At 47.9% G+C, this 23,553-nt stretch carries 20 protein-coding genes; 8 read left to right on the plus strand and 12 right to left on the minus strand.

From position 1 onward, the window contains the following. Positions 1-142: 142 nt before the first annotated feature. From ACN0VA_RS10895 to ACN0VA_RS10910, 4 genes are all read left to right on the plus strand, one after another. The gene (locus ACN0VA_RS10895; RefSeq protein WP_417821179.1) at positions 143-2,194 is read left to right on the plus strand and encodes a hypothetical protein; all 2,052 of its coding nucleotides are present in this window, start codon (positions 143-145) and stop codon (positions 2,192-2,194) included. A gap of 12 nt (positions 2,195-2,206) precedes the next feature. Further along, complete coding sequence (locus tag ACN0VA_RS10900; protein ID WP_417821180.1) at positions 2,207-2,776, plus strand: acyl-CoA synthetase; 570 nt, start codon at positions 2,207-2,209, stop codon at positions 2,774-2,776. 229 nt (positions 2,777-3,005) lie between these two features. After that, complete coding sequence (locus tag ACN0VA_RS10905) at positions 3,006-4,397, plus strand: MATE family efflux transporter (RefSeq protein WP_417821181.1); 1,392 nt, start codon at positions 3,006-3,008, stop codon at positions 4,395-4,397. After that, positions 4,394-4,822 carry a glyoxalase superfamily protein gene (locus tag ACN0VA_RS10910; protein ID WP_417821182.1) on the plus strand — a complete coding sequence of 143 codons (429 nt, stop codon included), beginning with the start codon at positions 4,394-4,396 and terminating at the stop codon, positions 4,820-4,822. The genes ACN0VA_RS10905 and ACN0VA_RS10910 overlap by 4 nt, the downstream gene beginning before the upstream one ends. A gap of 205 nt (positions 4,823-5,027) precedes the next feature. On the opposite strand, the gene rpoH is transcribed toward ACN0VA_RS10910, so the two are convergent. Together rpoH and ACN0VA_RS10920 are read right to left on the minus strand one after the other, a co-directional pair. Further along, positions 5,028-5,933: an RNA polymerase sigma factor RpoH gene (rpoH, locus tag ACN0VA_RS10915; protein WP_188662211.1), complete on the minus strand. Its 906-nt coding sequence runs from the start codon at positions 5,931-5,933 to the stop codon at positions 5,028-5,030. Between the two features lie 134 nt (positions 5,934-6,067). Further along, a complete protein-coding gene (locus ACN0VA_RS10920; protein WP_417821183.1) occupies positions 6,068-7,033 on the minus strand; it encodes an RluA family pseudouridine synthase in 966 nt (321 codons plus the stop codon). A gap of 26 nt (positions 7,034-7,059) precedes the next feature. Between ACN0VA_RS10920 and ACN0VA_RS10925 the strand changes: the two genes are divergently transcribed. From ACN0VA_RS10925 to ACN0VA_RS10935, 3 genes are read left to right on the plus strand one after another with little or no spacing between them, the layout of a single operon-like run. After that, positions 7,060-7,485: a hypothetical protein gene (locus tag ACN0VA_RS10925; protein WP_417821184.1), complete on the plus strand. Its 426-nt coding sequence runs from the start codon at positions 7,060-7,062 to the stop codon at positions 7,483-7,485. Then, positions 7,482-7,877, plus strand: a complete 396-nt coding sequence (locus tag ACN0VA_RS10930; RefSeq protein WP_417821185.1) for a Mov34/MPN/PAD-1 family protein — start codon at positions 7,482-7,484, stop codon at positions 7,875-7,877. Before ACN0VA_RS10925 ends, ACN0VA_RS10930 begins: the two co-directional genes overlap by 4 nt. Positions 7,878-7,897: 20 nt before the next feature. Continuing rightward, the gene (locus ACN0VA_RS10935) at positions 7,898-8,932 is read left to right on the plus strand and encodes a threonine aldolase family protein (protein WP_417821186.1); all 1,035 of its coding nucleotides are present in this window, start codon (positions 7,898-7,900) and stop codon (positions 8,930-8,932) included. Here ACN0VA_RS10935 and ACN0VA_RS10940 read toward each other — a convergent pair whose 3' ends face one another. The 9 genes from ACN0VA_RS10940 to ACN0VA_RS10980 all read right to left on the minus strand — a co-directional run bounded on the left by ACN0VA_RS10940 (position 8,933) and on the right by ACN0VA_RS10980 (position 18,802). Continuing rightward, entirely contained in the window at positions 8,933-9,232 is a 300-nt protein-coding gene (locus ACN0VA_RS10940; RefSeq protein ID WP_417821187.1) for a rhodanese-like domain-containing protein, read from the minus strand. Positions 9,233-9,298: 66 nt separating this feature from the next. Then, a complete protein-coding gene (gene nadC / locus ACN0VA_RS10945) occupies positions 9,299-10,159 on the minus strand; it encodes a carboxylating nicotinate-nucleotide diphosphorylase (RefSeq protein WP_417821188.1) in 861 nt (286 codons plus the stop codon). Then, entirely contained in the window at positions 10,141-11,721 is a 1,581-nt protein-coding gene (locus ACN0VA_RS10950; RefSeq protein WP_417821189.1) for an L-aspartate oxidase, read from the minus strand. Before ACN0VA_RS10950 ends, nadC begins: the two co-directional genes overlap by 19 nt. Positions 11,722-11,737: 16 nt before the next feature. Continuing rightward, positions 11,738-12,757, minus strand: a complete 1,020-nt coding sequence (gene nadA / locus ACN0VA_RS10955) for a quinolinate synthase NadA (protein WP_417821190.1) — start codon at positions 12,755-12,757, stop codon at positions 11,738-11,740. A 221-nt stretch (positions 12,758-12,978) separates the two neighbouring features. Then, the gene (locus ACN0VA_RS10960) at positions 12,979-14,010 is read right to left on the minus strand and encodes an NUDIX hydrolase (protein ID WP_417821191.1); all 1,032 of its coding nucleotides are present in this window, start codon (positions 14,008-14,010) and stop codon (positions 12,979-12,981) included. Between the two features lie 2 nt (positions 14,011-14,012). After that, positions 14,013-14,327: a DUF1244 domain-containing protein gene (locus tag ACN0VA_RS10965; RefSeq protein ID WP_417821192.1), complete on the minus strand. Its 315-nt coding sequence runs from the start codon at positions 14,325-14,327 to the stop codon at positions 14,013-14,015. A gap of 5 nt (positions 14,328-14,332) precedes the next feature. Further along, positions 14,333-14,683, minus strand: coding sequence for a TraR/DksA family transcriptional regulator (locus tag ACN0VA_RS10970; RefSeq protein WP_417821193.1), 351 nt, complete (start codon positions 14,681-14,683; stop codon positions 14,333-14,335). After that, positions 14,673-15,743 carry a response regulator gene (locus tag ACN0VA_RS10975; protein ID WP_417821194.1) on the minus strand — a complete coding sequence of 357 codons (1,071 nt, stop codon included), beginning with the start codon at positions 15,741-15,743 and terminating at the stop codon, positions 14,673-14,675. The genes ACN0VA_RS10970 and ACN0VA_RS10975 overlap by 11 nt, the downstream gene beginning before the upstream one ends. A gap of 38 nt (positions 15,744-15,781) precedes the next feature. Continuing rightward, a complete protein-coding gene (locus ACN0VA_RS10980) occupies positions 15,782-18,802 on the minus strand; it encodes an ATP-binding protein (protein WP_417821195.1) in 3,021 nt (1,006 codons plus the stop codon). Positions 18,803-19,385: 583 nt separating this feature from the next. On the opposite strand from ACN0VA_RS10980, the gene ACN0VA_RS10985 reads away from it, so the two are divergent. Further along, a complete protein-coding gene (locus ACN0VA_RS10985) occupies positions 19,386-21,881 on the plus strand; it encodes a FecR domain-containing protein (RefSeq protein WP_417821196.1) in 2,496 nt (831 codons plus the stop codon). 35 nt (positions 21,882-21,916) lie between these two features. Here the strand turns inward: ACN0VA_RS10985 and ACN0VA_RS10990 are convergent, their stop codons facing one another. Continuing rightward, complete coding sequence (locus ACN0VA_RS10990; RefSeq protein WP_417821197.1) at positions 21,917-23,527, minus strand: S41 family peptidase; 1,611 nt, start codon at positions 23,525-23,527, stop codon at positions 21,917-21,919. Positions 23,528-23,553: the final 26 nt, after the last annotated feature.

Consider the following 23,553-nt stretch of genomic DNA (forward strand, 5'->3'; position numbering starts at 1 on the left):
TATTTTTTTTATTTTTTTCACTCCCTTTTAACTGTTTGTCTTTTAACATTTATGTGATTTCTGTTTTCTTTTCGGCTACCATATGCGCAGTGTTAGTCGAAACAAGACACAAAACCCACGCGCATAGAGAAAAGACCCATTTATGGCCGAACAGGATAAACCCGACACACAAGCTGCACCGGACGCAGCCCCCAGTGCCGCTGCACCGAAGGAAAAGGCAAAGCCTATTCCCCCTGTGACGTTGGATCGTTTCAATATTCTGCCCGGTTCACCTATCCCTGAACTTTCCACCCCATCCGCGCGTGCCTATGTTGCCGAAGATAAGCGCAACAGCGAACGTAAGCTTTTTGCCTTAATCTGCCCGCCTTTTCTGGGCGTCAGAACCGGCGTTTTAGAAATTCTAAAAGGGGCTAACATTCGCGGCGCAATGAGTCTTGTCGAATGGGGCGTCGTCGCATGGCCTTTGGTCAATCAACGCACCATTGCCGTAATTTATGAACGCCCCAGCGGCGGGCGGCTCCTGGACCATCTTGGTCAAATCAATCAACATGAAATGGTTCGTAAAATCATTGAGCCCCTTTGTCACGGCTTGATGGAACTCTCGTCACGCGGGGTGTCCCACCGTCAAATCCGCCCATCCAACCTGTTTTTTATGGATGGGTCAATGGAACGCCTTGTTCTGGGGGATTGCGCCACGGTTCCTGCCGGATACGACCAACCAATTTTATTTGAAACGCTGGAACGCGGTGCCGCCCCACCAGCAGGACGCGGGGCGGGCGATGTCAGTGATGACATGTATGCCCTTGGCGTATCCATCATGTTCGCACTGGCCGGTGGTAACCCGGTTCCCCATTTACGCACCGACGATGAAATTCTTTATGCAAAGATGATCGAAGGGTCTTATACGACTTTGGTGGCCCAAGAACCAATCCCGGCAAATATGGTGGAATGTTTGCGCGGGCTGTTATCCGATGATGAACATGAACGTTGGAGTCTCGAACAACTGGACCTTTGGATCAATGGCCGACGCTTAACCCCCATTCAGAAAAAATCCGCACCAAAAGCCAAACGTTATATTGATTATGCAGGTCGCGAACATTTTAATACCCGTACCCTGTCCTTGGCCGTTTCACGCATGCCCTCGCAAGTTGACCGTCTGGTGAAAGATAATCTTCTTGAAACATGGCTTAAGCGCGATCTGGAAAATTCCGATTTGTCTTCGGCGGCTTCCAACGCGATCCATATGGCGCAAAATCAGGCGGGCGACAAAGACTTAATTGCTGCACGGATCAGCATTGTTCTCGATCCTTCCCTGCCCGTGCGATACAAAGATTGCTGGTTCATGCCAGACGGGTTCGGCACGACACTTGCCCATTCCATTTTACAAAAAGGTAACGCCAATACACCGGTTGAAGTGATCTCGCGTGGTTTGCCGCGCGCGTGGTTTGATGCTCAAGATACCTATAACCCGGTATACGTTGCCCTTGAAAAGAACTTCGATCAATTGCTGGATTTCGTTCAGGAACGCAAAATCGGTTATGGGATTGAACGCTGCCTTTATGAAACCAACCCGACCCTTCCGTGCCAAAGCCCTTTGATCATTGAAGAATACGTCACAACGATCAAGGAACTCATGCCCGCACTTGAAAGGGTATCAGCAAAAATTGATAAAAAACGTAAACCGATTGACCGCCATATCGTTGCCTTTATTGCCGCACGCCTGAACCAAAACATTGACCCCCATGTCAAAGCGGTTGGGGATGATCGTGAAGAAATTGCCACGTTGGGTATGCTCAGCCTGTTGGCCCTTGTCCAATGGCGTACAAAATCGGGCCCGGTGCTTGGCTTTACAAGTTGGGTTGGCGCCCATATGGGGCCTGCGATCAAGGCCTATCACAGCAAATCCATTCGCGAAGAACTGGAAAAGGAAGTGCCCAAATTAATCCGCAAGGGTAATTTGGCAGACTTGTTTAATTTGTTGGACAATGCCGAACAACGCGCACAAGACCATATGGATTTCAAAGACGCTTGCAAAGAATTTGAGGATGCCGAAAATGAGATTAAAGATATAGAAGACGGTTCCAACACATTGCAAAAAAACTCCAGTCGACTGGGCGAGCAAGCCGCTGCAATGACAGCTATTGTTATTGCTCTCCTCATCATCACCGTCACCTTTTTGGGTAAACTCTGGTAAGGCACGAACAAGATGGCAAAAAAACCAGTTAGAAAAGTTCCTCCCAAAAAAGGCGGTGGCGGCCTTATGCTCTTAGGGATGATGGCCTTGTTTGCGGCCCTCATCCTGATGCTGGTCTCAATGGCCTCCTTGGTTCTGGTCGTCTTTGGCATGCTGCCCACTTTTGTGGCTGTTCTTGTAGACCGATCCCCGCAACGTTTTGCCTTTATCAGCGTTATGGCCATGAACTTGGCTGGCGTTTTCCCATACCTGTTGGACCTATGGATGGGCAGTAACAGTATGTCGGTCGCGATTGACAGTCTAACCGATGTTTTCTCACTCTTTACCATGTACGGGTCCGCCGCCGTCGGCTGGGTTTTATTTATTGTCACCCCACCCATCGTCACAACGGTTATGACCTTTATTGCCCAGCGACGCGTGTCAATCTTGCGTGCCAACCAAAAAAAACTACTGGCAGAATGGGGCAATGCGGTTGCCAACCTTGAAGACGACCCAATGGAAGAGAGTGAGACGAAAGAACCGAATGCACCAGGCGCACCGGGGGCGCCAGGAGCCCCAAAAACCGATCGGGGCAAGAAATAAGACAAAAGCAGCCAACCATTTATAAGGCTGCTTTTACATTTCACTTGACGATCACAAGTCATTCACCTATGAGTGCAACAGGCTGCTGACGCCTGCCACTCGCTGACATTCCTGTCTTGGTGAAGTTCTGCATGTGACCATCTTTGTAATCCTCCACGCATATTGCGCGGGTGGAAATGCGAGTACCCATCCTTAATTTGCGCATTCTTTGCACGAGGAGTACGGGGATATGGCGAACACCCCACATAATACGTTTTTAGATGGATCCTTGACTTCAATCTACGTCAAGACATCTTTGCCCATCATATTTGTAATGGGTTTGAGTGGCCTGCATGCTGTCGTGGATGCTATTTTTCTTGGTCATTATACAGGGCCAGAAGCTCTGGCAGCGGTTACCTTGATGTTTCCGATCTACATGCTGATTGTGGCACTTTCGACATTGGTTTCAAGCGGCATGTCCAGCATTCTGGCGCGTCACCTAGGTGGGAAACGTCTAAGCGAGGCACGGGCGATCTTTGCTGGTGCTCATGGATTAGCATTGATTGTCGGTGGCGTACTTATTCTTCTGTTTTTGCTCTTTGGGCATAAGTTCGCTTTTTTGGCGGCACGCGGCTCAAACGAGCTTGCCGAGATGGGGTTGATCTATCTCAGGATCATGACCTTTTTCTCGCCATTGCTTTTTGTACTTTCTGTGAATTCCGACACCTTGCGAAATGAAGGCCGGGTTGGATTTATGGCCGCAATGAGCCTGCTGGTCTCGCTTGCAAATATAGGTTTCAACTATGTGCTTATTGGCCTTCTTGATATGGGCGTCGCCGGGTCGGCGTATGGCACTGTTCTCGCGCAAACACTGGCCTTAGGCATTATCATAGCCTTTCGCCTTCACGGAAATACTGTATTGCGGGCCTCAGCACTTCTTGAACATAGTCTCACTTATGGATGGCTGCGGATTTTAGCACTTGGCACACCGCAAAGTCTTAGTTTTATTGGTCTCGCACTTGGTTCCGCCGTTATCATGGCTGCCCTTCAACTTGTTGACAGTACCATTTACGAAAGTACGGTTTCCGCCTATGGGATTATTACGCGGGTCATGACATTTGCCTTTCTTCCATTGCTCGGGCTTTCACATGCGATGCAGACAATCACAGGAAACAATTATGGTGCAGGACTGCTGCATCGTTCGAACTTGAGTTTAAAATTCGCAATATTCACGGCCTTTATCTACTGTGCGATCATTCAGCTCGCCATGACTGTTTTCGCTTCGCAAATAGGAAGGGCTTTTGTGATTGACCCCTTGGTGGTTTCCGAGGTTGCGAGAATTTTACCCATTATTGTCACCATGTTTGCTGTCGCAGGCCCACTCATGATGATTGCAACTTACTTTCAAGCTATTGGTGATACTGGGCGTGCCATTATTTTGAGCCTTTCAAAGCCTTATCTGTTTGCAATTCCAGCAACCTTCATTTTATCGGCTGCCATCGGAGAAAAAGGCATCTGGATAACAAGCCCTTTCGCCGAGGCAATGTTGTTAATCCTGACAACCGTTGTGTTGGCACAAACAGCGCGGAGCCAATCACTTCGCTGGGGATTATTTAAGGTCATGGAGGGGGACAGAACATGAGCCATGCCCTCCCAACCATCACTGAAGCCAAGCAACATGCCAAACGCCTGCGTACTCAATTGGCCCATAAAGGAACCACGATCAGTCATTCCTCGGCACTGGAATTGGTGGCACATCAAAATGGGTTTCGGGATTGGAACACATTTTATGCAGCAATGGGAAATCGTCCACCAGAAGGTTGGACCCTCGGTGGGCGTGTTCAGGGAAGTTATTTGTCACAGCCCTTCGAAGCCACAATCGTGGCGGTAGAGATGCTACGTCCTGGGTGGTTTCGATTGATACTTGATTTGGATGAAGCTATCGACCTTGTAACCTTCGATAGCTTCTCGAACTTTCGTAAACGCATCCGAGGCACCGTAGGCCCTGAAGGTATTTCACGTGAACGAACATCCGATGGTGTCCCACATTTGAAATTGAACATATGACCAATGGCCCAATGGCTTACGATTGCTGACCTATATTAATCAATTGTGCGAAAAACGCTGTTATTAGTCTTAGTGCCTGACCCGAAAGTTAGCCTTATGTCTGATAAGACATTAAAATATAAAGAATACTTTCGAGTCAGGTTCTAAGCCATTATAGTTCATATGTTCGGAGCTTTCTTCTTATCGCTCTGTACAGCAAGGCAGATTAGAAATTTTCGCGCATTTCTTTTTCATGCATGCGTTGTTCAATCATCGCATTTTTCATTGATTTTTGCAGTTTTTCAAAAGCGCGCACTTCGATCTGACGGATACGTTCACGCGATACACCATATTCCTGCGACAGATCTTCCAAGGTTGTCGGACGATCTTTCAATCGACGTTCTTGCAAAATATGACGTTCGCGTTCATTCAAAACTTTCAAACCGGCTTCAAGCATAAAGCGGCGGTTATCCAGTTCTTCCTTTTGTGCGAGTTCTTTTTCCTGATTGCTCTTTTCGTCCACTAACCAATCAATCCATTCGCCTTCCCCATCCATACGTAAGGGGGAATTCAGGCTATGGTCCGAACTTGCAAGACGCCGGTTCATTTGAACAACTTCATCTTCCGGCACATCCAGTTGCTTGGATATCTTCGCAACATGTTCGGGATGTAAATCGCCTTCTTCAATGGCCTGCATTTGGCCTTTTAATTTGCGTAGATTGAAAAACAGTTTTTTCTGGGCTGCGGTCGTCCCCATTTTGACCAAAGACCAGGAATGCAGAATATATTCTTGGATAGAGGCCCGTATCCACCACATTGCATAGGTTGCCAGACGGAAACCACGTTCGGGATCAAACCGTTTAACGGCCTGCATCATGCCTACGTTGCCTTCTGAAATTAATTCACCAACCGGCAAACCATAGCCGCGATACCCCATTGCAATTTTTGCAACAAGGCGTAGGTGACTGGTTACAAGCTTGTGGGCGGCCTCGTGATCTTCTCGCTCTTGCCAGCTTACAGCAAGGCTATACTCTTCCTCGACGCTCAGCATCGGGAATTTTCGAATTTCACTCAGATAACGCGAAAGATTACTTTCGGGTGTAAAAGAAAGTCCAAAGGTATTTGTCGCCATGTGCCATCCCCCTTGTCGGATATGGGTTACACGGACAGTTCGGCAGAACCATCCGTCATGGATGCCCTCCTCAGAATTTAAATCCCCTTCACCTTTTATAGTACCTAACTCAGATACTCAGGTATATAACATTTTTATATTTTTTTGAGAATTTCGCATAAGACATTAATTTCTATAGGTAAATTATTTTCAAACCGAAGAAACTCTTTTGTTCGCGGGTGCAAAAACCCTATAATATATGCGTGTAAGGCATGGCGGGTAAACTGGCTGAATTCCGCCTTTTGTTCACTACTGAGCATGCGCAACACGCGCGAGGGTGTGCGCCCATATAACCCATCGCCAACAACAGTGTGACCGTTCTCTGACATATGTACTCGTATTTGGTGCGTTCTACCCGTTTCCAAACGACATTCAACCAACGAGGCAAAGGTGCCAACGGCTTTGATATAGCGGTAATTGGTCACAGCCGTCTTACCCCCTGACTTGACCATTGCCATTTTTTTACGGTTTTGCGGACTGCGCCCGATATTTCCTTCAATCCGTCCTTCTTTTGGATTCGGTACCCCCCAAACAACCGCTTGATACGCCCGTTCCAAGGAATGAGCGGCAAATTGTTCTGATAAAGAGACATGGGCGATATCATTTTTTGCAACCACCATCAGTCCGCTGGTCTCTTTATCAAGGCGATGAACAATCCCAGGACGTTTCACCCCGCCAATACCAGACAGGCTGCCCGCACAATGATAAAGCAATGCATTTACAAGGGTTCCGGTGTAATTACCAGCTGCCGGATGCACCACCATACCTGCGGGTTTATTAATCACCAACAGGTCGTCATCTTCATAGACAACCTCAAGCGCAATGTTTTCGGCTTGTGGTTCGTAGTCCTCTGCTTCGGGAATTTCGATGGAAAACTGCTGTCCGGGTTTGACCCGAACCGACGGGTCGGTTATGGTCTGCCCCGCACAGAAAACGGACCCGCCTTCAATCAAGGCTTTCAGTCGAGATCGTGATAGGCCGCTATCCCCCAAGGATAGAAGTTTATCCAGACGTATCCCTTGATCTTCATCGCGGGCTGTTACTGTGAATGTATCGCTCATTGTCACCAAAGCTAGAGTTAAAATTTATGAGAACTGTACTCGTTTCTGCCGTCGCCGGCATGGGAATTCTGATTATCCTCGGTATGATTGCTTTGGTTTACGGCCTAATACAGAAGTCAGACAACCCTGATTTTAAATTTTTTGACCTTGCCAAAGAAGCACCGGAACTGGAACAAGCCTTAAAAGAGGTTGAAGTCCCATTGGTTGGCAAGAAAAAAGACACAACACCGAAACCGCAAGCAACGGTTTCCCCTTCTGCCATAGCCCCCGCAAAAGCGTTCGGGGACATGCGTCTAGAAATCCCCAAAGGTTATAAAATCGTAGAAACAGATATGGATTCTCAACGTCTTGTTTTGCGTATGATCAATGAACAAGGCATCAACCGCTTGATGATTTTGGATATCAACAGCGGGGCCAAGCTGGGCGGTTTATCCCTCGCCCCTGCGGAATGATCTTTACACAAAATCACATAGACCAACTGTTTGAACAGGCACGCAACGCCTATCCTGAGGAATGTTGCGGCCTGCTCAGTGGCACACACGATCAGGTTCGTGATGTTCATCCTGCCGCCAACGTCAGTGCCGGGGATAAAACCAAAACCTTTGAAATTGATGCAAAGGTTCGTTTTGACCTGATTGCACAAACGGGGGAACGTAGCGTCCTCGGCCTTTATCATTCCCACCCCACAGGGTCGCCTTACCCATCTGAAACCGATAAATCGATGGTTTACGAACCCGAACTCATCTGGGTTATTTTAACTTTGGAAGAAATAAAGGCTTTCCGCTTTATTGAGGCAAAACAAGACTTTGAAGAGATCCCCATTCAGGTTAATCTAAAAGCCTGAGTACATTAATGGAGGCTAAAATGAACTTTTGCAGCGATAATACGGCAGGTGTCTCCCCAGAAATACTCGATGCGCTCGCAAAAGCCAATGTCGATACGGCGATGCCCTATGGTGCAGATGCGCTGACGAAAAAGGTCGAACAACGTTTCAACGATCTTTTTGAATGTGAAACCTCTGTTTATCTGGTCACAACAGGAACTGCCGCCAACGCCTTGGCACTTAGTGCGATTTCCCCCTCTTATGGCAGTATTTATTGTCACAAGGATGCCCATATCAATTGTGATGAATGCGGCGCACCTGAATTTTATACAAGTGGTGCAAAACTTGTCACCCTGCCCGGCCCCAACGGCAAACTCCATCAAGGCGAAGTCGAAGCTGCCCTTTCTGCAACAGATGACGCCGTTCACCATACCCAACCTGCCGCCATTAGTATTTCACAAGCCTCAGAAGCCGGAACCGTATACGGCCCCGGTGAAATTCATCACCTCAGCCATGTTGCCAAAGAATATGGCCTTTATTTACATATGGATGGGGCCCGTTTTGCCAATGCGCTGAACACACTAGGGTGCAGCCCTGCCGACATGACATGGAAAGCCGGTGTCGATGTGCTCAGCTTCGGTTCCACCAAAAACGGCACCATGAATGCCGAGGCTGTCGTTTTCTTTAATGATAAAATTGGTAAGTCGATTGGTTATAAACGCAAACGCGCCGGTCAATTACAATCCAAAATGCGTTTCACTGCCGCCCAATGGGATGCGTATCTGGAAAACGATCTTTGGCTAAAAAATGCCGCCCATGCCAATGCAATGGCTCAAAAAATGGTCAAAGGCCTGGAAGGCATTACCGGAAGTGAACTTTATTATCCGGTCGAAGCCAACGAAATTTTTATCAGCATGCCGGAGCCCATCTTGCAAAAATTGGAAAGTGCCGGATATGCCTTCTATCGTTGGCATGACGCCCATTGCCCTGTCATCCGCCTTGTGACGTCTTTCAACACAAACGAAAAAGACGTGGACGGTTTTATTCAAACCGCCCTGAATGCCCAAACAGAATAATCAGCTACGCGACCAAGCATCAATGCCGCCACGCAGGTTGGTCACATTTTCATAGCCTTGTTGGCGCAGAAAACCTGTGACTTGCATAGAACGTCCGCCAATGTGGCACAGAACGACAACGGTTTTATCTTCCGGGATTTTATCAAGGTTCTGTGGGATTTCATGCATCGGGATTTCCAATGCCCCGTCAAAGGCATGCGAAGCGGTTTCCGCCGGTTCACGTACATCCAGAACAATATGATCCAGCCCTGCGTCACGATATTCTTTCAGGGTTGCGACATCAATTTCATATGGCAGCATTTAGTTGACCTTTTTATAATATTAAAGATTTTCCGCAGACATATCTTTTAATTTTGAAGAGTTCAACTAAAAATCAAGGCCTAAATCCAAACAAGGTGCACTATGTGTCAACCAACCGACTGAAATCACATCCACACCACTGGCGGCAATGGCGGGTGCTGTTTCCAATGTCACCCCACCAGATGCCTCGGCCACCGCGCGACCATCAATCATCTTGACGGCTTCTTTCAACAGGTCCGGTCCCATGTTATCCAGCAAAATAACATCGGCGCCTGCTTTTAAACCTTCTTCAAGCTGATTAAGGTTGTCGACCTCCAGTTCAATTTTCACCATATGGCCGACTTTGCTTTTTGCCCGTTCAATCGCTTGGGTGATGCCGCCACAGGCCGCAATGTGATTGTCCTTGATCATCAAGCCATCATCCAGACCAAAACGGTGGTTAAAGCCCCCACCACAACGCACGGCATATTTTTCAAAAGCCCGCAAACCCGGTGTGGTTTTACGTGTACAGGTGATGCGCGCCTTGGTTCCTGCAACGGCATCAACGATTTTACGTGTTTCAGACGCAATGCCGGACAGGTGCCCCATATAGTTTAACGCGACCCGCTCACCCGTCAGGATCGCACGTGCCGGACCTACCAACAGGGCAACCGTATCACCGGGGGCCACACGACCACCATCGGCGATGTACACTTCCATATCCACACGCGGGTCCAACAAGGCAAATGTCATTTCCGCGATATCGATACCGGATAACGCACCGACCTGACGTGCGTTGATAGAGGCCTTCACCCACGCATCATCATCAATAACAATATCGGTTGTCAGGTCACCCCCACGGCCCAAATCCTCCGCCAGTGCATTGCGCACCGCAGGTTCGATCAAAATGGGAGAAAGCGGTTCTACTTTTACGCCGGCGTCTGACATGTGTTTACTGTCCCTTGAATATCAGCCCCGATATTGAGGCCCCTTATAAATGCATCGACTTCACGCAAGGTTGTTTTGCTGCGTGTTGCCTGTTTCTCGTCCGTTTCCGGATAATCACTTCTGAAATGACCGCCCCGGCTCTCGCAACGTTCCAGCGCACAGACCAAAATCATTTTGGCACTGATCAAACGGTTGCAAAATTCCGGGCAATAAAGTTCAGATTTCTGTTCCCATTCCACAATCTGACTGAGCGCGTCAAACAAGCTGGCTTCATTGCGTTCCACACCACAAGCCGCATACATTAGGTTTGCCAATTGTGCCCCAAGATCGAGCCCGCCTGTCTGGTCCAATACAGGCAGGTTAGCCAATGGTTCATTGTCCAGATTTTCCAGAATATCCTGCGCTGCCCGACGACCAAAAACGACTGCTTCCAACAAGGAATTGCTCGCCAATCGGTTGGCGCCATGCACACCCGTGCAAGCAACTTCACCCACAGCCCACAATCCTTGGATGCTGGTTTGCCCGTCCAGTGTCACATCCACCCCGCCCATATGATAATGGGCCGCTGGTGTAATCGGGATCGGTTGAACACGCGGGTCTAGCCCGGCATCCTGACAATATCCCCAAACGGTGGGGAACCGTGTTGGAAATTCATCCCCAACCGCTTCCCGCGCATCCAGAAAGACTTTCTCCCCTGCTTTCACACGGCGCCAAATGGCGCGGGCAACCACATCACGTGGGGCCAGTTCCGCATCAGGGTGAACCGATGGCATAAAACGCACACCACGAGCATCAATCAAATGTGCCCCTTCACCGCGCAAAGCTTCGGTTGCCAAGGGCATGGGCGTTACGCCAACATCAATAGCCGTGGGGTGAAATTGCACAAATTCCAAATCCGCCAAGCGTGCCCCGGCACGCGCCGCCATCGCGATACCTTCACCACCAGATTCTGCCGGATTGGTCGTATATGCAAACAAACTGCCGATCCCGCCAGTTGCCAAAACGGTTGCCTTGGCAATAATCGCCAGATCAGAACCATCTTTACCCTTGGCAAACGCTCCTTTGACACAGGCATTTTCAACAATCAGGTCATGGGCGGTAAAATCTTGCACGACATGGATATTCTGCGTATGCGACACGGCCTGTCCAAGGGCACGCATAATTTCTTTACCCGTGCTGTCCCCTTGCGCATGTAAAATACGACGAAAAGAGTGCGCTGCTTCGCGCCCCAAGCTCAGCTTACCTTCTGCGTCCCGATCAAAATTGACCCCCCACGCAATCAGGGCCTCAATCAATTCAGGTCCTTCATGGGTGATAATGCGCGCCGCTTTATCGCACGACAGGTCAACCCCGACATCCAGCGTATCCTTCAGATGTGCCTTGGGATGATCATCTTCACCCACAGCCGCAGCAATACCGCCTTGTGCCCACGAACTGCTAGACCCTTCACCAACCGGCGCTTTGGCCAAGACAGTTACGTCCAGACCTTCCAGTTCAAGCGCACTGACCAAACCGGCCGCACCAGCCCCAATGATCAGTACATCTGTTTTCACGCTTTTCATCGCACTGCTTTTTCCGTTAGCTCGCCGCGATCATCGCCTCAATCGACGCACGGGCAGGTTCTGCCATCGCTTCATCCACATGGACTTCATTAGATAAATCACGCAAACAATCGACGATTTTCTGCAAGGTGATCTTTTTCATATGCGGGCACATGGAACAAGACATGATAAATTCACTATCCGGACAGTCTGCACGGATGTTATCACTCATAGAACATTCTGTGATCAGGGCGACCAGCTCGGGCTTTTTCTCTTTCACAAAGTCCGCCATCCCTGTGGTGGACCCTGAAAAATCAGCCGCATCCAAAACATCCGGCGGGCATTCTGGGTGGGCCAGAACGACACATTCTGGATGATCTTTTTTGATCTGCTCGATATCTTCTTTTTTATAAAGCTCGTGAACTTCACAACGCCCGGCCCAAGTCAGGATTTCAACATCCGTTGTTTTGGCAACGTTTTGCGCCAGAAACTCATCCGGTATCAGCAAAACTTTGTCACTGCCCAAAGATTCAACAATCTTTTTGGCATTGGCTGAGGTGCAACAGATATCGACTTCCGCCTTTACTTCGGCAGAGGTATTGACATAGGTACAAACCGGAACCCCCGGGTTATCCGCTTTCAGTTTGCGCACATCGGCGCCTGTAATGGACTCTGCCAGCGAACAGCCTGCTTCCAGGTCCGGGATTAAAACCTTTTTAGACGGGTTTAACAGTTTGGCTGTTTCCGCCATGAAATGCACGCCACAGACGACCATTACATCGGCATCAACTTCTTTTGCCTTAACCGCCAAGGCCAGAGAGTCCCCCACAATATCGGACACACAATGGAAAATATCGCGTGTTTGATAATTATGCGCCAAAATGACTGCATTGCGTTCTTTTTTCAAGCGCAGGATTTCATCCACATACGGGGCGATAACCGGCCATTCTTCGGCTGTGATATGATCTTTCACGCGCTCATAAACAGGCGCCATACGTGCGGCGACATCGGCTGTATATTCAAAATCGTCATTTACCCGTTGGGCTACGGCAGTCATTTCCAAGGCTCCTTATGCTCAAGTTGAGCATATATTTTTTAAAAATTTTCGGAGGCTGAAACGTTAACCTCCATTTGAGCATAAGGTAGGACTGCTTATCCAAAGGGTCAAGATTTTTCTGCCCTTTCACAACTTCGAAGATACTATCTAATTGAATATATTAAAGATATTCATGAAAGTTTTTTGACAGGTTCCCTTTTTTTAGGATCTTACACAAAAAATTAACGCCGCCCGACCGGTAAGCGGGGTCCTGCGGTTAAGCGTTCAGCAAGAATGTCGCGGACGTATCGAAAAGTTTCTGCAGGGCGTCCGCCTGTGCGGCTTTCAAATTTTCCGGTGCCTTCCACCAAACCGCTTTTTTCCACCATGCGGCGGAAATTCTGCTTATGCAACAAGTTACCAGTAATGGCTTCAACGGCTTTTTGCAGTTCGAACAGGGTGAAGGTTGGCGGGACGAGCTCGAACACCACCGGGCGATATTTCAATTTTCCGCGCAAACGGCCCATTGCGGTTGCCAAAATACGGCGATGGTCCAAAACCATTGCATGACTGGGATCGTTCGGCCCTGTTTTTAAATCCTGATCACGTGCAGCTTCTGTCACCAAACCCGCTTCGTATAACAACTCATAACGTTCCAAAACACGATCTTCGTTCCAACGGACTTCTTCGGATCCAAAACAGGCATCAATGCGCGCAAATCGTTCGCGAATTTCAGATGGGCTTTCCGCCTTCGCGGCCCATTCTTCCAAACCGGGTTCAAGTTCCTGTGTAATGATATCCGGCTTTCCATCGCGCCAATCTTCCCACGGGAAATAACGATACCAGTTTTGCCACAAGGCTTCCCCGGCCCCGGCGGGTTTTGCTTCTTGTGCCAAGGCTAAATAGCCAATGGAGAGAATACGCCCGCCGAGTTCGCGTTCGCGCGGATCACGCCCCCGATCACCAAAGGTGTAAAGTTGTTCCACATATCCGAGATCGAGTTCGGCCTGTTCTTCCACCCAGGAACGCAACCCCATATCCAATGTCCGGTGTCGTCCCGGATAAAATGGACCATAAGGCAAAGCTTCCAATGTATTTTCGCTGAGTGCTTCACCTTGGCGCGCCGCACCTTCTTCTGTTGAAGCCAAGGCGTGATCCACCCGGCGAACCACCAAAATACGGGGTTCGGCGTCCGTGACCGCAACAATAACAGCCGTCAAGCCGATTTGAACGCTGCCTTCATTTTCAATACTGCTGGCGGAAAAGCCACTCATCCTTAATCCAACCCTTCAATCACCGCATGACCGGATGTATCCGCAAATTTTTCAAGCTGTTCAGATGTTGCCTTTTCCTGATATTTGGCTTTGTACGTCTCATACGGCATGCCATAGACAACTTCTTTTGCCTCATCCATTGATAAGGCAACATCACGCTCATTTGCCGCAGCCTTATACCATTTTGCCAAACAGTTTCGACAAAACCCGGCTAAATTCATCAGATCGATATTTTGAACATCGCTGCGTTTTTGCAGATGCGCGACCAGTCCGCGAAAGGCGGCGGCCTCCAGTTCCAGGCGTGTTTGATCGTCCATATTATCTATCCTTCTTTTTGTTCTGCGCACGCAATACAAGTCGGTACAGCCGGGTCAAGTTCAAGGCGCTTGGGTGCGATTTCTTCATCACAGGAAACACAATACCCGAAATCCCCGCTTTCAATACGTGATAAGGCGCTGTCTATGCGTTGTATTTCGATTTTACGTCGTCGGTCAAGTTCCAGCGCCATGGCCTGCCCTTGTAACGCATCCATGCGCGATAAACGGCCAACCTTGGTTTGATCCAGCTCAACAGGCGCACTTCCCTCCCTTGATGCAGCCTCCAGTGCCTGCAACTCTGCCTTTAGGGACAGTAAGCGTTTTTCAAAGGCTTTGAGGTCAAAATCAGTCATCATACTCGTCTTCTTCAACCCATACCGGATTGGATGCCAGATAAGCCGAACTGTTCATCACCAGACTGACCAATTCCGGTTGGCGGTTAGTGCCTGTTTTGCGAAAAACCTGTTTCAAATGACTGCGCACCGTATTCATAGAGACGCCAACCTCAGTTGCAAAGGTTTCGAGTTTTTTCCCGACGATAAGGGCTTGCAACAAACGGGCTTCGGCTTCTGTTAAACCATAAAGACGCGCGAGAACACTTGTCGGTGGTTCATTATGCCTTTCCGGATCATTGATAAAAACAGCCACATTACCGTGATCGCAACTGACATCTTCATCCGGCAGGGGGACAACCAACAGGGAAAATGATCGTCGATAAGACGGGCGCGAGACCGTCATGGCACCGCCTTCACGTTGATCGCCATCTCCCAAATCAATCGCCGCATCGGCAATCAAGGCATGAAGATTTTTTGTTTCTGCGACTTTTGCCGTTCTAAAAATACCGGTGGGCCCCACATCCACCCCATCATTTTGGGCAAACAGGTCACTGGCGTTGTTATTCATAAAAACCACTTGCGCAGAACGATCCACAATAACCACCCCCATTGGCAGTTGGTTCAGTGCGGCCGCGCCGAAATCACGTGTTGGTTCTTCTGAAAATTCATCCGAGCTAAACATTTCATTGTTGGCTTCAGGTACAAATGTCTCGCCTTCTAAAACCTGTTCTAAGGCATGACGCATTTCAGACTGGCTGAAGGATTTGAACATATAGCCTGCAACACCACATTGTAACGTTTTGTTGATGGCTTTGCGGCTTTCCGTTGCCGATATAATCACAATCGGCACTTCCGGGCGTTTACTTTGCACGGCACGAATGCCGTCCAGCCCCGCCATACCGGGCATATTCAAATCTGCAATCACCAATGAAAAATCTATATCCTGCGATAAAACCTGCAAAAGGTCCGGGTAGCTTGTTGCTTGCAAGATATCGGCATCTTGCTCTATTTCACGCAAAACGCCCTTAACCCCTTCCAACACCAACGGATGATCATCGGCAACGACAAAAGTAGTCTTCATTATTATACCCCATTCATTTCTTTATATTTTTCGGGTTTTCATTGTTCCGCCCCGTCTTGTCCCGGAAAAGTTCCCGCGTGAACGGTTCGAATGATTTGACGTAGTTTAGCAGGCCGCAACGGTTTATGCAGTAGAATGAAACCACTTGATTTTGCCTCCTGAATTCGGTCCGGCGCTGTATCCCCTGTGATAATAGCCGCCGGGATCTCTTGCCCCAATTGTTCATGAATTAAACGAATAGCTTGCGCACCGGTCAAATCTTCCTGCAAACGATAATCTGCCAAAATCAAACTCGGTTTTTTTACCGATTGCTTCACTCGTTCCAAAGCCTCTTGTGTCGAAGACGCAGCAATCACATCGTACTTCCATCCGGAAATCAATTGCTCCATTCCCTCCAGTATGTCTGGTTCATCATCAATGACCAGAACCAACGGCACCTGATTGCCACTTAAGGCAACTTCAACCGGTTTTTCTTCCCCTGTACTGATTTGAACTTCATCGCGTTCAATTTCCAGACTAAACGTCGTTCCTTTGCCAAGAAATGATTTAACTTCAAGGCGATGTCCCAATAAGGAAATAACCCGGTCCACAATTGCCAACCCCAGACCCAACCCCCGTCGACGATCCCGTGCGGGGTTTTCAAGCTGCTGAAATTCCACAAAAATATCTAAAACCTTATCTTGTGGAATCCCGACACCAGTATCACTCACTTGAATAATCACATTGTCGCCACGACGACGCACCCCCAACAAGACACCTCCTTCTCTGGTGTAGCGCACCGCATTGGACATCAGGTTTGATAAGATACGTTCCAGAAGAACCGGGTCACTATGGACGGCAAGATCGGGACAAAATGATTTCAGAACCAGCCCTTTTTCCTGAGCCCGCCCATTATATTGTTTTAACAAACGATCAATCAACGGGCGCAACATCACAGACGTTTTTTCCGCCTTCATCACACCGGCATCCAGCTTGGAGATATCCAATAGCGCGTTTAATAATCCACGCAATGCTTCCAGACTATCAGAAATGTTATTTATAATTTTCAAGTCAGCGCGAGCATTCTCATTGTCAACCTTACTCCGGCGGTCTTCCAATGCCGATAGAAACATACCAATTGCATGTAAAGGTTGGCGCAAATCGTGGCTAGCGGCTGCCAAAAACTTCGATTTAGCTTTGTTGGCATTTTCTGAATCCTGTCGGGCCAGCTCCAATCGGGTTTCTGTTTTAATGCGTTCGGTAATATCAATGACCAATGATACCGTGCCACCATCCAGTGTCGGTGCTTCGCTGACCTGAAGGTAATGACCGTTGGACAGCGCCTCCATAAAGACACCGCTGGGTTTTTTACGAAAGCGTTTGCGACGTTCCCCGTAGCCTTCATGGTCGCGGACCCCGTGGCGTTCCTCCATCAAAAGGGCGAGTTCTTCAAAGGTGACACCGGGACGAATACGATCGTTTAAAACTTTGTAATATTGATAATATTTGCGGTTACATAAAACGAGACGGTTTTCGTGATCCCAAAGGGCAAAAGCCCCCGGCATAATTTCATTCGCCGCCATCAAACGACTGCGGGCTTGTGTTTCTGCTGTGATATCCGCCCCGGTTCCCCGATAACCTTTAAACACCCCATCACTGTTAAAGATGGGCTTCCCGCTGACCTTGGCCTGACGCCAGACCCCATCAGGGCAACGAATGGAATAGGAAAAATCACGAAACCGTCGTCTGTTTTTCAGATCATTTGCATGATGCAACCATTTTTCGGGATCGTCTTCTTCACTGCGGGCCAAAGAGGCAAACCCCATCGGGGTTGTTCCCAAAATATCATTACGGGTAAAACCGGTAATATCGAAAAAACGATCTGAAACCAAAGAATATTTTAAATCGGAATCCGTTTCCCAAAGCCAGTCAGAAGTCGCTTCGGCCACATCGCGAAAACGCGCTTCACTCAGCTTCATAATCTCTTCGCGTTGTTTAATTTCATCCACCAAATAACGCAAAGCATCGGCCATATCGGAGATTTCATCTGCGCCGTCGATTTCAATCGCACATTCCCCACCTTCTGCGTGAACACGCATGCTTTCTTTCAACATGTTCAACCGGGTCAGAATACGCCATACAAAGATGGCGCAAATAAAGCCCAGCACGACGACGGCGACCAACACAATATTCGTCAACAATGCCGTTCGACTATCAACCAAAAGCTGGAATTCGTGGCTATTTTCTTCAATATCTTCACGCATACGTCGAATGAGGTCGTTGACAGAATAGACAAACCGACTAGACAAACGTTCATTAACCGCAAGGATACCGGAAATTTTTTGTAATTCCTCCCCCAGCTCGCCTTGCAATTCAATCAATCCTTCCTTGCCCATAGCGACTTTGCGTAATCGGGCCAGCAATTCACGTTCCTTCGATGTTGCACTGTCATTTTTCAGGGCGGGCATGCGCTCAAATGCAATCAGAACACTTTCGCGTAATGTTTCAAACCGTACAGGTTCCGTGACACGTTGCATGAGTAACAATTGGTCCAGCAAATCGCTGAACACGGTAAACCATTTATCGTTTGTTTCATTTTCCAGACCTTTCTTTGCCTGAAAAATATCCAACAATTCCGTATACCGTCGGTTTATCCGCACATTTACATCGATTCTATTTTGGATCAACAAATCAAGGCGTCCAAAATTATTCAACAATTGTTGGCGTGTCTGGTTAATGACTTCCAGAACATCATTATCAACCTGATAATCTCGCAATGAATCAATAATTTCCTGAAGCCAGCGCACGCGATCTGCAATGCGAAAAGAAATGGTTTCGCGTTGTGCCTGTGACTTTACCCGCACAAGCATGGGCGCACTTGCGACGATTGCTTCACTCTGTTGTCCCAACTGATAAGCCTGCGTCATGGCAGGAACGCGAGACAAAACAACTTGTTTGATACCCGAATTAATTTTCTGAATGGAAAAAATACCGATACCGGCTGCAATAACCGTAAAAAGGACGGCAAGCGTAAAACTCGTTATCAATTGCGCAAAAACACCGAAACGAAACCTGCTCATGCGAAACACAAACCACCCAGTTAATAATTTTCGTTTCAGTAGTTTAGGCTTTTTACAGAAAAGTTGAAACACTTTCCCGTGTGATAAATAGATATAAAAAAAAAGGGTGATAAGAAAACTTATCACCCCAAGTCCGCCGAGAAACTACGTCGTACTCAGAACCCCAATATGGAGAACTGTTTAGATAATGACGGACCTGCGCCCTCCTGCCTTCACCCATTTGGGTGACCTTGAACAATTTTTTCTAGTTTATTTGGATAAGTTTACGGCCCAGACAAAAAAAAGGGTGATAAGAAAGCTTATCACCCCAAGTCCGCCGAGAAACTACGTCGTACTCAGAACCCCAATATGGAGAACTGTTTAGATAATGACGGACCCGTGCCCTCCTGCCTTCACCCAAATGGGTGAAAGCATTATCTTTTTTTATGACAATGTAATTTCAGCAACTTTGGAATAATGTAAAAAACACATTTTCAACCTGAAATTCAGAACATATAAACAACTTTAAAATCCTTTTCTATAACCGGATTTATCGTTAGAATACTATTGTCCGTTTCCTAATATATATATAATTGAGGCAGTCATGGTTTATGCACCATCACACGCAAGTGATGATTTTGAGTTTGTCATTAATGCGGCACAAACAAACAACATTGAACTCCCCGATACATTTACCATTGGCAGTGGCGGTTACCATCAGGCTGGTCGTGACCTGATCCTCACCAATGAAAACGGACAACAGGGGCTCGTTCAGGATTATTTTATCCATCAGCCTGATGCGCTTATTTCACAAAGCGGTTCTCTTGGCTTCCAAATGGTGCAAAATCTAAGCGGCTCGCTTGCCCCTGAACAATATGTTCAGGCAACCACTCCTGCCAGCTTGAGTGAAAGCATCGGTCAAATTGAAACGTTACAAGGTTCCGTTAGTGCTGTACATGCGGACGGTACGACCGTCACCCTGAAAGTTGGTGACCCCGTTTTTCAAGGAGACGTCATACGAACATCTGACAACGCCAATGTCGGGATTACGTTTAAAGATGAAAGTGCGTTTTCACTGGATGAAAATGGCGAAATGATTCTGGACGAGATGGTCTATGACCCAGACAGCGGTGAAGGCAGTTTCAGCACCAGCCTGACCAGCGGGGTTTTTTCCTTTGTTTCCGGGCAGATTGCCAAGGCGAACCCTGATGCAATGACCCTGAATACACCGGTGGCAACAATCGGTATTCGCGGTACACAAGGTGTTTTACAACAAACCCGTGGTGGCGAATTAAAAGCAGCGCTTTTAGAAGAGGCGGGTGGATTTACGGGCGAACTTATCCTGACAAACTCCGCCGGTTCTATTACCTTGAACCAACCCAATCAATATTCCGCTATTTTATCCTTTAATACGACGCCAGGCCAGTCTGTCACCCTCAATCTGGCACAAATTACCGGATCGTTTGGGACAACAAGTATTCGCACACTAAACAACACGCGCCGCGCAGCCTCTCAACGAAAAGCCGACCAGAAACAAGAAGAAGCAGAAGCCTTGGCCGCTCAAGCAGAAGCCCTTGAACAACAAGCTGCCGAATTGGAAGGTGCCGAGGCTGAAGCCTTACTTGCCGAAGCCGCTGCAATTGCAGCTGCCGCCGAGGAGGCCGCCGCAGAAGCCGCGCAAGCCAAAGCAGAATTGGAAAGTGTCATTGAAGCCGGTTTAGCATTTGAATCTACCCTTGCGGAAATACAGCAAAGTCTGGAACAACTGACACAGGAATTCCAAAACATCAACACCAATAATGACGCTGGAGATAATGAAACAGACGTTTCTGATATCCTGAAAAACATCCAGACAAACGTTGGAAAACTCAACACAACGATTGAGCAAATTGTCGCAGCCGAAGTCGAATCACAAACAGAAACCACACAAGAAGAAATCGCAGAAAAAGTTGAGGATGCGATCAAAGATATTGAAAATTCAATTAGCGGCACGTCAGACTACGATTACATTGAAGGTGACAACAGCCTCAACGATGGCATTGTCGGCCTAGGTGGCGATGATACAATATATGGTTACGGTGGAAACGATGTGATCAGTGGCGGTTCTGGCAACGATGCCATTTTCGGTGGTGAGGGCAACGACTTTATTCATGGGGATATTCCCACAGGAAATTCGTTTAAAGATATCTTGAGTTCCCTTAGCGATGACAGTGGATATGGCAAAGATACCATCTATGGCGGCGATGGAAATGATGCGATCTCCGGCGGTGGCGATGATGATTTTCTAGACGGCGGATCCGATAACGATACGCTAGAAGGTGGCGATGGAAACGACACACTGGAAGGTGGAACAGGGCATGACACCCTAAAGGGCGATGCAGGAAATGACATCCTGAAAGGTGGCGATGGAAACGACACATTACTTGGCGGGACCGGGGACGATAGTTTATATGCCGGTGATGGCAAAGATACCCTTCTTGGCGGTGAAGGAAATGATACCTTTTACGCAAATAGCGATGCATCCCAAAATACATATGTCGGCGAAAGCGGAACCGATACACTCGACTTAAACACCACCATTGACTATGGCGAACATGTTACCCTGTCTTTCACTGACAATAACACTGGATCTATTACTTATACAGACGCGCAAAACACAACCGTAGGCACTGATATTTTCGCTACTATAGAAAAATTTGAGCTTGGCTATAATAACGATACAGTGACCCTGTCGGAAAACATCGACCCCAACGGTAATGCATTAACTATTGATGGCGGTGACGGACATGACACCCTAGTGTTACAAGGTACATCTTTCAATTTTGAAAATTCGCCTTCTATCAACTTTAGCAATTTCGAAGTTCTAAATCTGTCACAAGCTGATACGAATATTATGATCGGACATAATTTCAGAAGCACCGGCATTGTGGCAATCACAGGGGACAGCAACGATAGTGTGACCTTGGACAACTACTGGAATGATACGCAACAGTCCTATTACGACCAGATGTCAGATACTTATTTCCGTGTCTATCAAAACGACGGTTACACAATATCAATCCAAGAAGACATAAATATTGAGCAAGCACCGCTGGACTAGATCAATAAATGTAAGAGGAAACCTGTTCCTTAAATTTATCCCCGCCCTTTGGCAACAAGACCTGCCAAAAATTTCTTGGCTGTGCCAGCTTTTAAAAACTCCAATGCACAGCCAAGTTCTTTGTCTTTCTTCTCACCAATTTCCGGGCAACTCTCAACCGAAGTATTGCCTAAAACACCTTCTTTACTATGAAGGTCATCTTCAATAAATTTCTTTGCATTCAGCACATTGGGCAAGTCAGCTTCACGCGGTGCATGATATTTATCTTTTGCACCGCCCTCAGCTTTAGCATTATCCGCATTTTCGTCTTTATTATCATTTGCCGCAACCGGCACTTCGGGGAGGTCTAGACGAATATCCGGGGCAACACCGACTTTTTGAATTGTGCGCCCTGACGGCAGATAATAAAGCGAAGTGGTCAAACGCACAGCCCCTTCACGCATCAACGGCATAATCGTTTGTACAGACCCTTTACCAAATGTACGACGTCCCATCAGGATTGCACGATTATGGTCCTGTAAAGCACCAGAGACGATTTCGGATGCTGACGCCGATCCACCGTTGATCAAGACCACAAGCGGCACACCAGCGGCAATTTCACCAACGGATGCCCCAAAATTGCGTACATCTTCAACTTTGCGGCCACGAATAGACAACACATTGCCTTTTTCAAGGAACATATCACTTAACGCCACAGCTTGCGTTAACAACCCGCCCGGATTGTTGCGTAAATCCAGTACAATGCCCTTAGGTTTTGCCCCCAATTCACGGCGTGCCTTTTCAAAGGCTTTTAAAACATCTGCTTCCATACGTTCTGAAAACGAAACAACACGGATGTGTAAATACCCGTTGTAAAGGGCAGAACGCACCGCACGCACCTGAATAATGGCACGCACAACTGTCAAATCAAACGGGGCTGTATTTTCACGTTCAATCGTGACAGTCACGGAACTTCCCGGTTTACCGCGCAAGGCCCGAACCGATTTCGTCATGGTCCATTCTTTGATGGAGGCGCCATCCACATGGGTGATATGGTCGCCCGCCTTGACCCCGGCCCGATCAGCCGGCGTATCTTCAATCGGGGAAACGATTTTAAGAAACCCCTCGCCTTTTTGAACTTCAATACCTAACCCGCCAAATTCACCGCTGGTATCGACCATCAGTTCCTGAAATTCTGCAGGAGTCATATAACCGGAATGCGGGTCTAACTTCGCCAGCATTGCGTCAACGGCAACCTCAACCACTTTTTCAGGCTTGGCCTTACCGCGCGGTGTCCCATCATCTTTTTGATTAAGCCAGTCGTCCTCATCTGCCTTTAATCCATCAATTGCATAGGTGATGAGATCATTATCCGATATCTGTTTGACATAATGGCTGCGCACGACTTTAAAGGCATCGATAAACTGATCAAATTGATCGTCGCGTTTATTCGTCTCAACGGCCTTTTGCAAATAAACCTCTTTAAAGCGGGCCAATTCAGTCATCGCCTCTTTTGGCAAACCGCGTGTTCCCGTCAATGAAGACATCCAGCGTTCAACTTGTGCCGTGTGCAAGGCGCAACCGCTGAGTGACGGCAAAAATACAGTTGCCACAGCCAAAGCCAGAACAACCATTAAAAGGGACGGAAGACGGGGCCAAAAGTTCATTTTCTTACACAGCTTCTCTAATTCAG

Source organism: Terasakiella sp. (assembly GCF_048267425.1).
In the GTDB taxonomy this organism is placed as follows: Bacteria; Pseudomonadota; Alphaproteobacteria; order Rhodospirillales; family Terasakiellaceae; genus Terasakiella.

Coding starts and splice junctions, on each gene's coding strand:
- ACN0VA_RS10895 (WP_417821179.1), top strand. CDS start 143: ATGGCCGAACAGGATAAACCCGACACACAAGCTGCACCGGACGCAGCC.
- ACN0VA_RS10900 (WP_417821180.1), top strand. CDS start 2,207: ATGGCAAAAAAACCAGTTAGAAAAGTTCCTCCCAAAAAAGGCGGTGGC.
- ACN0VA_RS10905 (WP_417821181.1), top strand. CDS start 3,006: ATGGCGAACACCCCACATAATACGTTTTTAGATGGATCCTTGACTTCA.
- ACN0VA_RS10910 (WP_417821182.1), top strand. CDS start 4,394: ATGAGCCATGCCCTCCCAACCATCACTGAAGCCAAGCAACATGCCAAA.
- rpoH (WP_188662211.1), bottom strand. CDS start 5,933: ATGGCGACAAATACCTTTGGACTTTCTTTTACACCCGAAAGTAATCTT.
- ACN0VA_RS10920 (WP_417821183.1), bottom strand. CDS start 7,033: ATGAGCGATACATTCACAGTAACAGCCCGCGATGAAGATCAAGGGATA.
- ACN0VA_RS10925 (WP_417821184.1), top strand. CDS start 7,060: ATGAGAACTGTACTCGTTTCTGCCGTCGCCGGCATGGGAATTCTGATT.
- ACN0VA_RS10930 (WP_417821185.1), top strand. CDS start 7,482: ATGATCTTTACACAAAATCACATAGACCAACTGTTTGAACAGGCACGC.
- ACN0VA_RS10935 (WP_417821186.1), top strand. CDS start 7,898: ATGAACTTTTGCAGCGATAATACGGCAGGTGTCTCCCCAGAAATACTC.
- ACN0VA_RS10940 (WP_417821187.1), bottom strand. CDS start 9,232: ATGCTGCCATATGAAATTGATGTCGCAACCCTGAAAGAATATCGTGAC.
- nadC (WP_417821188.1), bottom strand. CDS start 10,159: ATGTCAGACGCCGGCGTAAAAGTAGAACCGCTTTCTCCCATTTTGATC.
- ACN0VA_RS10950 (WP_417821189.1), bottom strand. CDS start 11,721: ATGAAAAGCGTGAAAACAGATGTACTGATCATTGGGGCTGGTGCGGCC.
- nadA (WP_417821190.1), bottom strand. CDS start 12,757: ATGACTGCCGTAGCCCAACGGGTAAATGACGATTTTGAATATACAGCC.
- ACN0VA_RS10960 (WP_417821191.1), bottom strand. CDS start 14,010: ATGAGTGGCTTTTCCGCCAGCAGTATTGAAAATGAAGGCAGCGTTCAA.
- ACN0VA_RS10965 (WP_417821192.1), bottom strand. CDS start 14,327: ATGGACGATCAAACACGCCTGGAACTGGAGGCCGCCGCCTTTCGCGGA.
- ACN0VA_RS10970 (WP_417821193.1), bottom strand. CDS start 14,683: ATGATGACTGATTTTGACCTCAAAGCCTTTGAAAAACGCTTACTGTCC.
- ACN0VA_RS10975 (WP_417821194.1), bottom strand. CDS start 15,743: ATGAAGACTACTTTTGTCGTTGCCGATGATCATCCGTTGGTGTTGGAA.
- ACN0VA_RS10980 (WP_417821195.1), bottom strand. CDS start 18,802: ATGAGCAGGTTTCGTTTCGGTGTTTTTGCGCAATTGATAACGAGTTTT.
- ACN0VA_RS10985 (WP_417821196.1), top strand. CDS start 19,386: ATGGTTTATGCACCATCACACGCAAGTGATGATTTTGAGTTTGTCATT.
- ACN0VA_RS10990 (WP_417821197.1), bottom strand. CDS start 23,527: ATGAACTTTTGGCCCCGTCTTCCGTCCCTTTTAATGGTTGTTCTGGCT.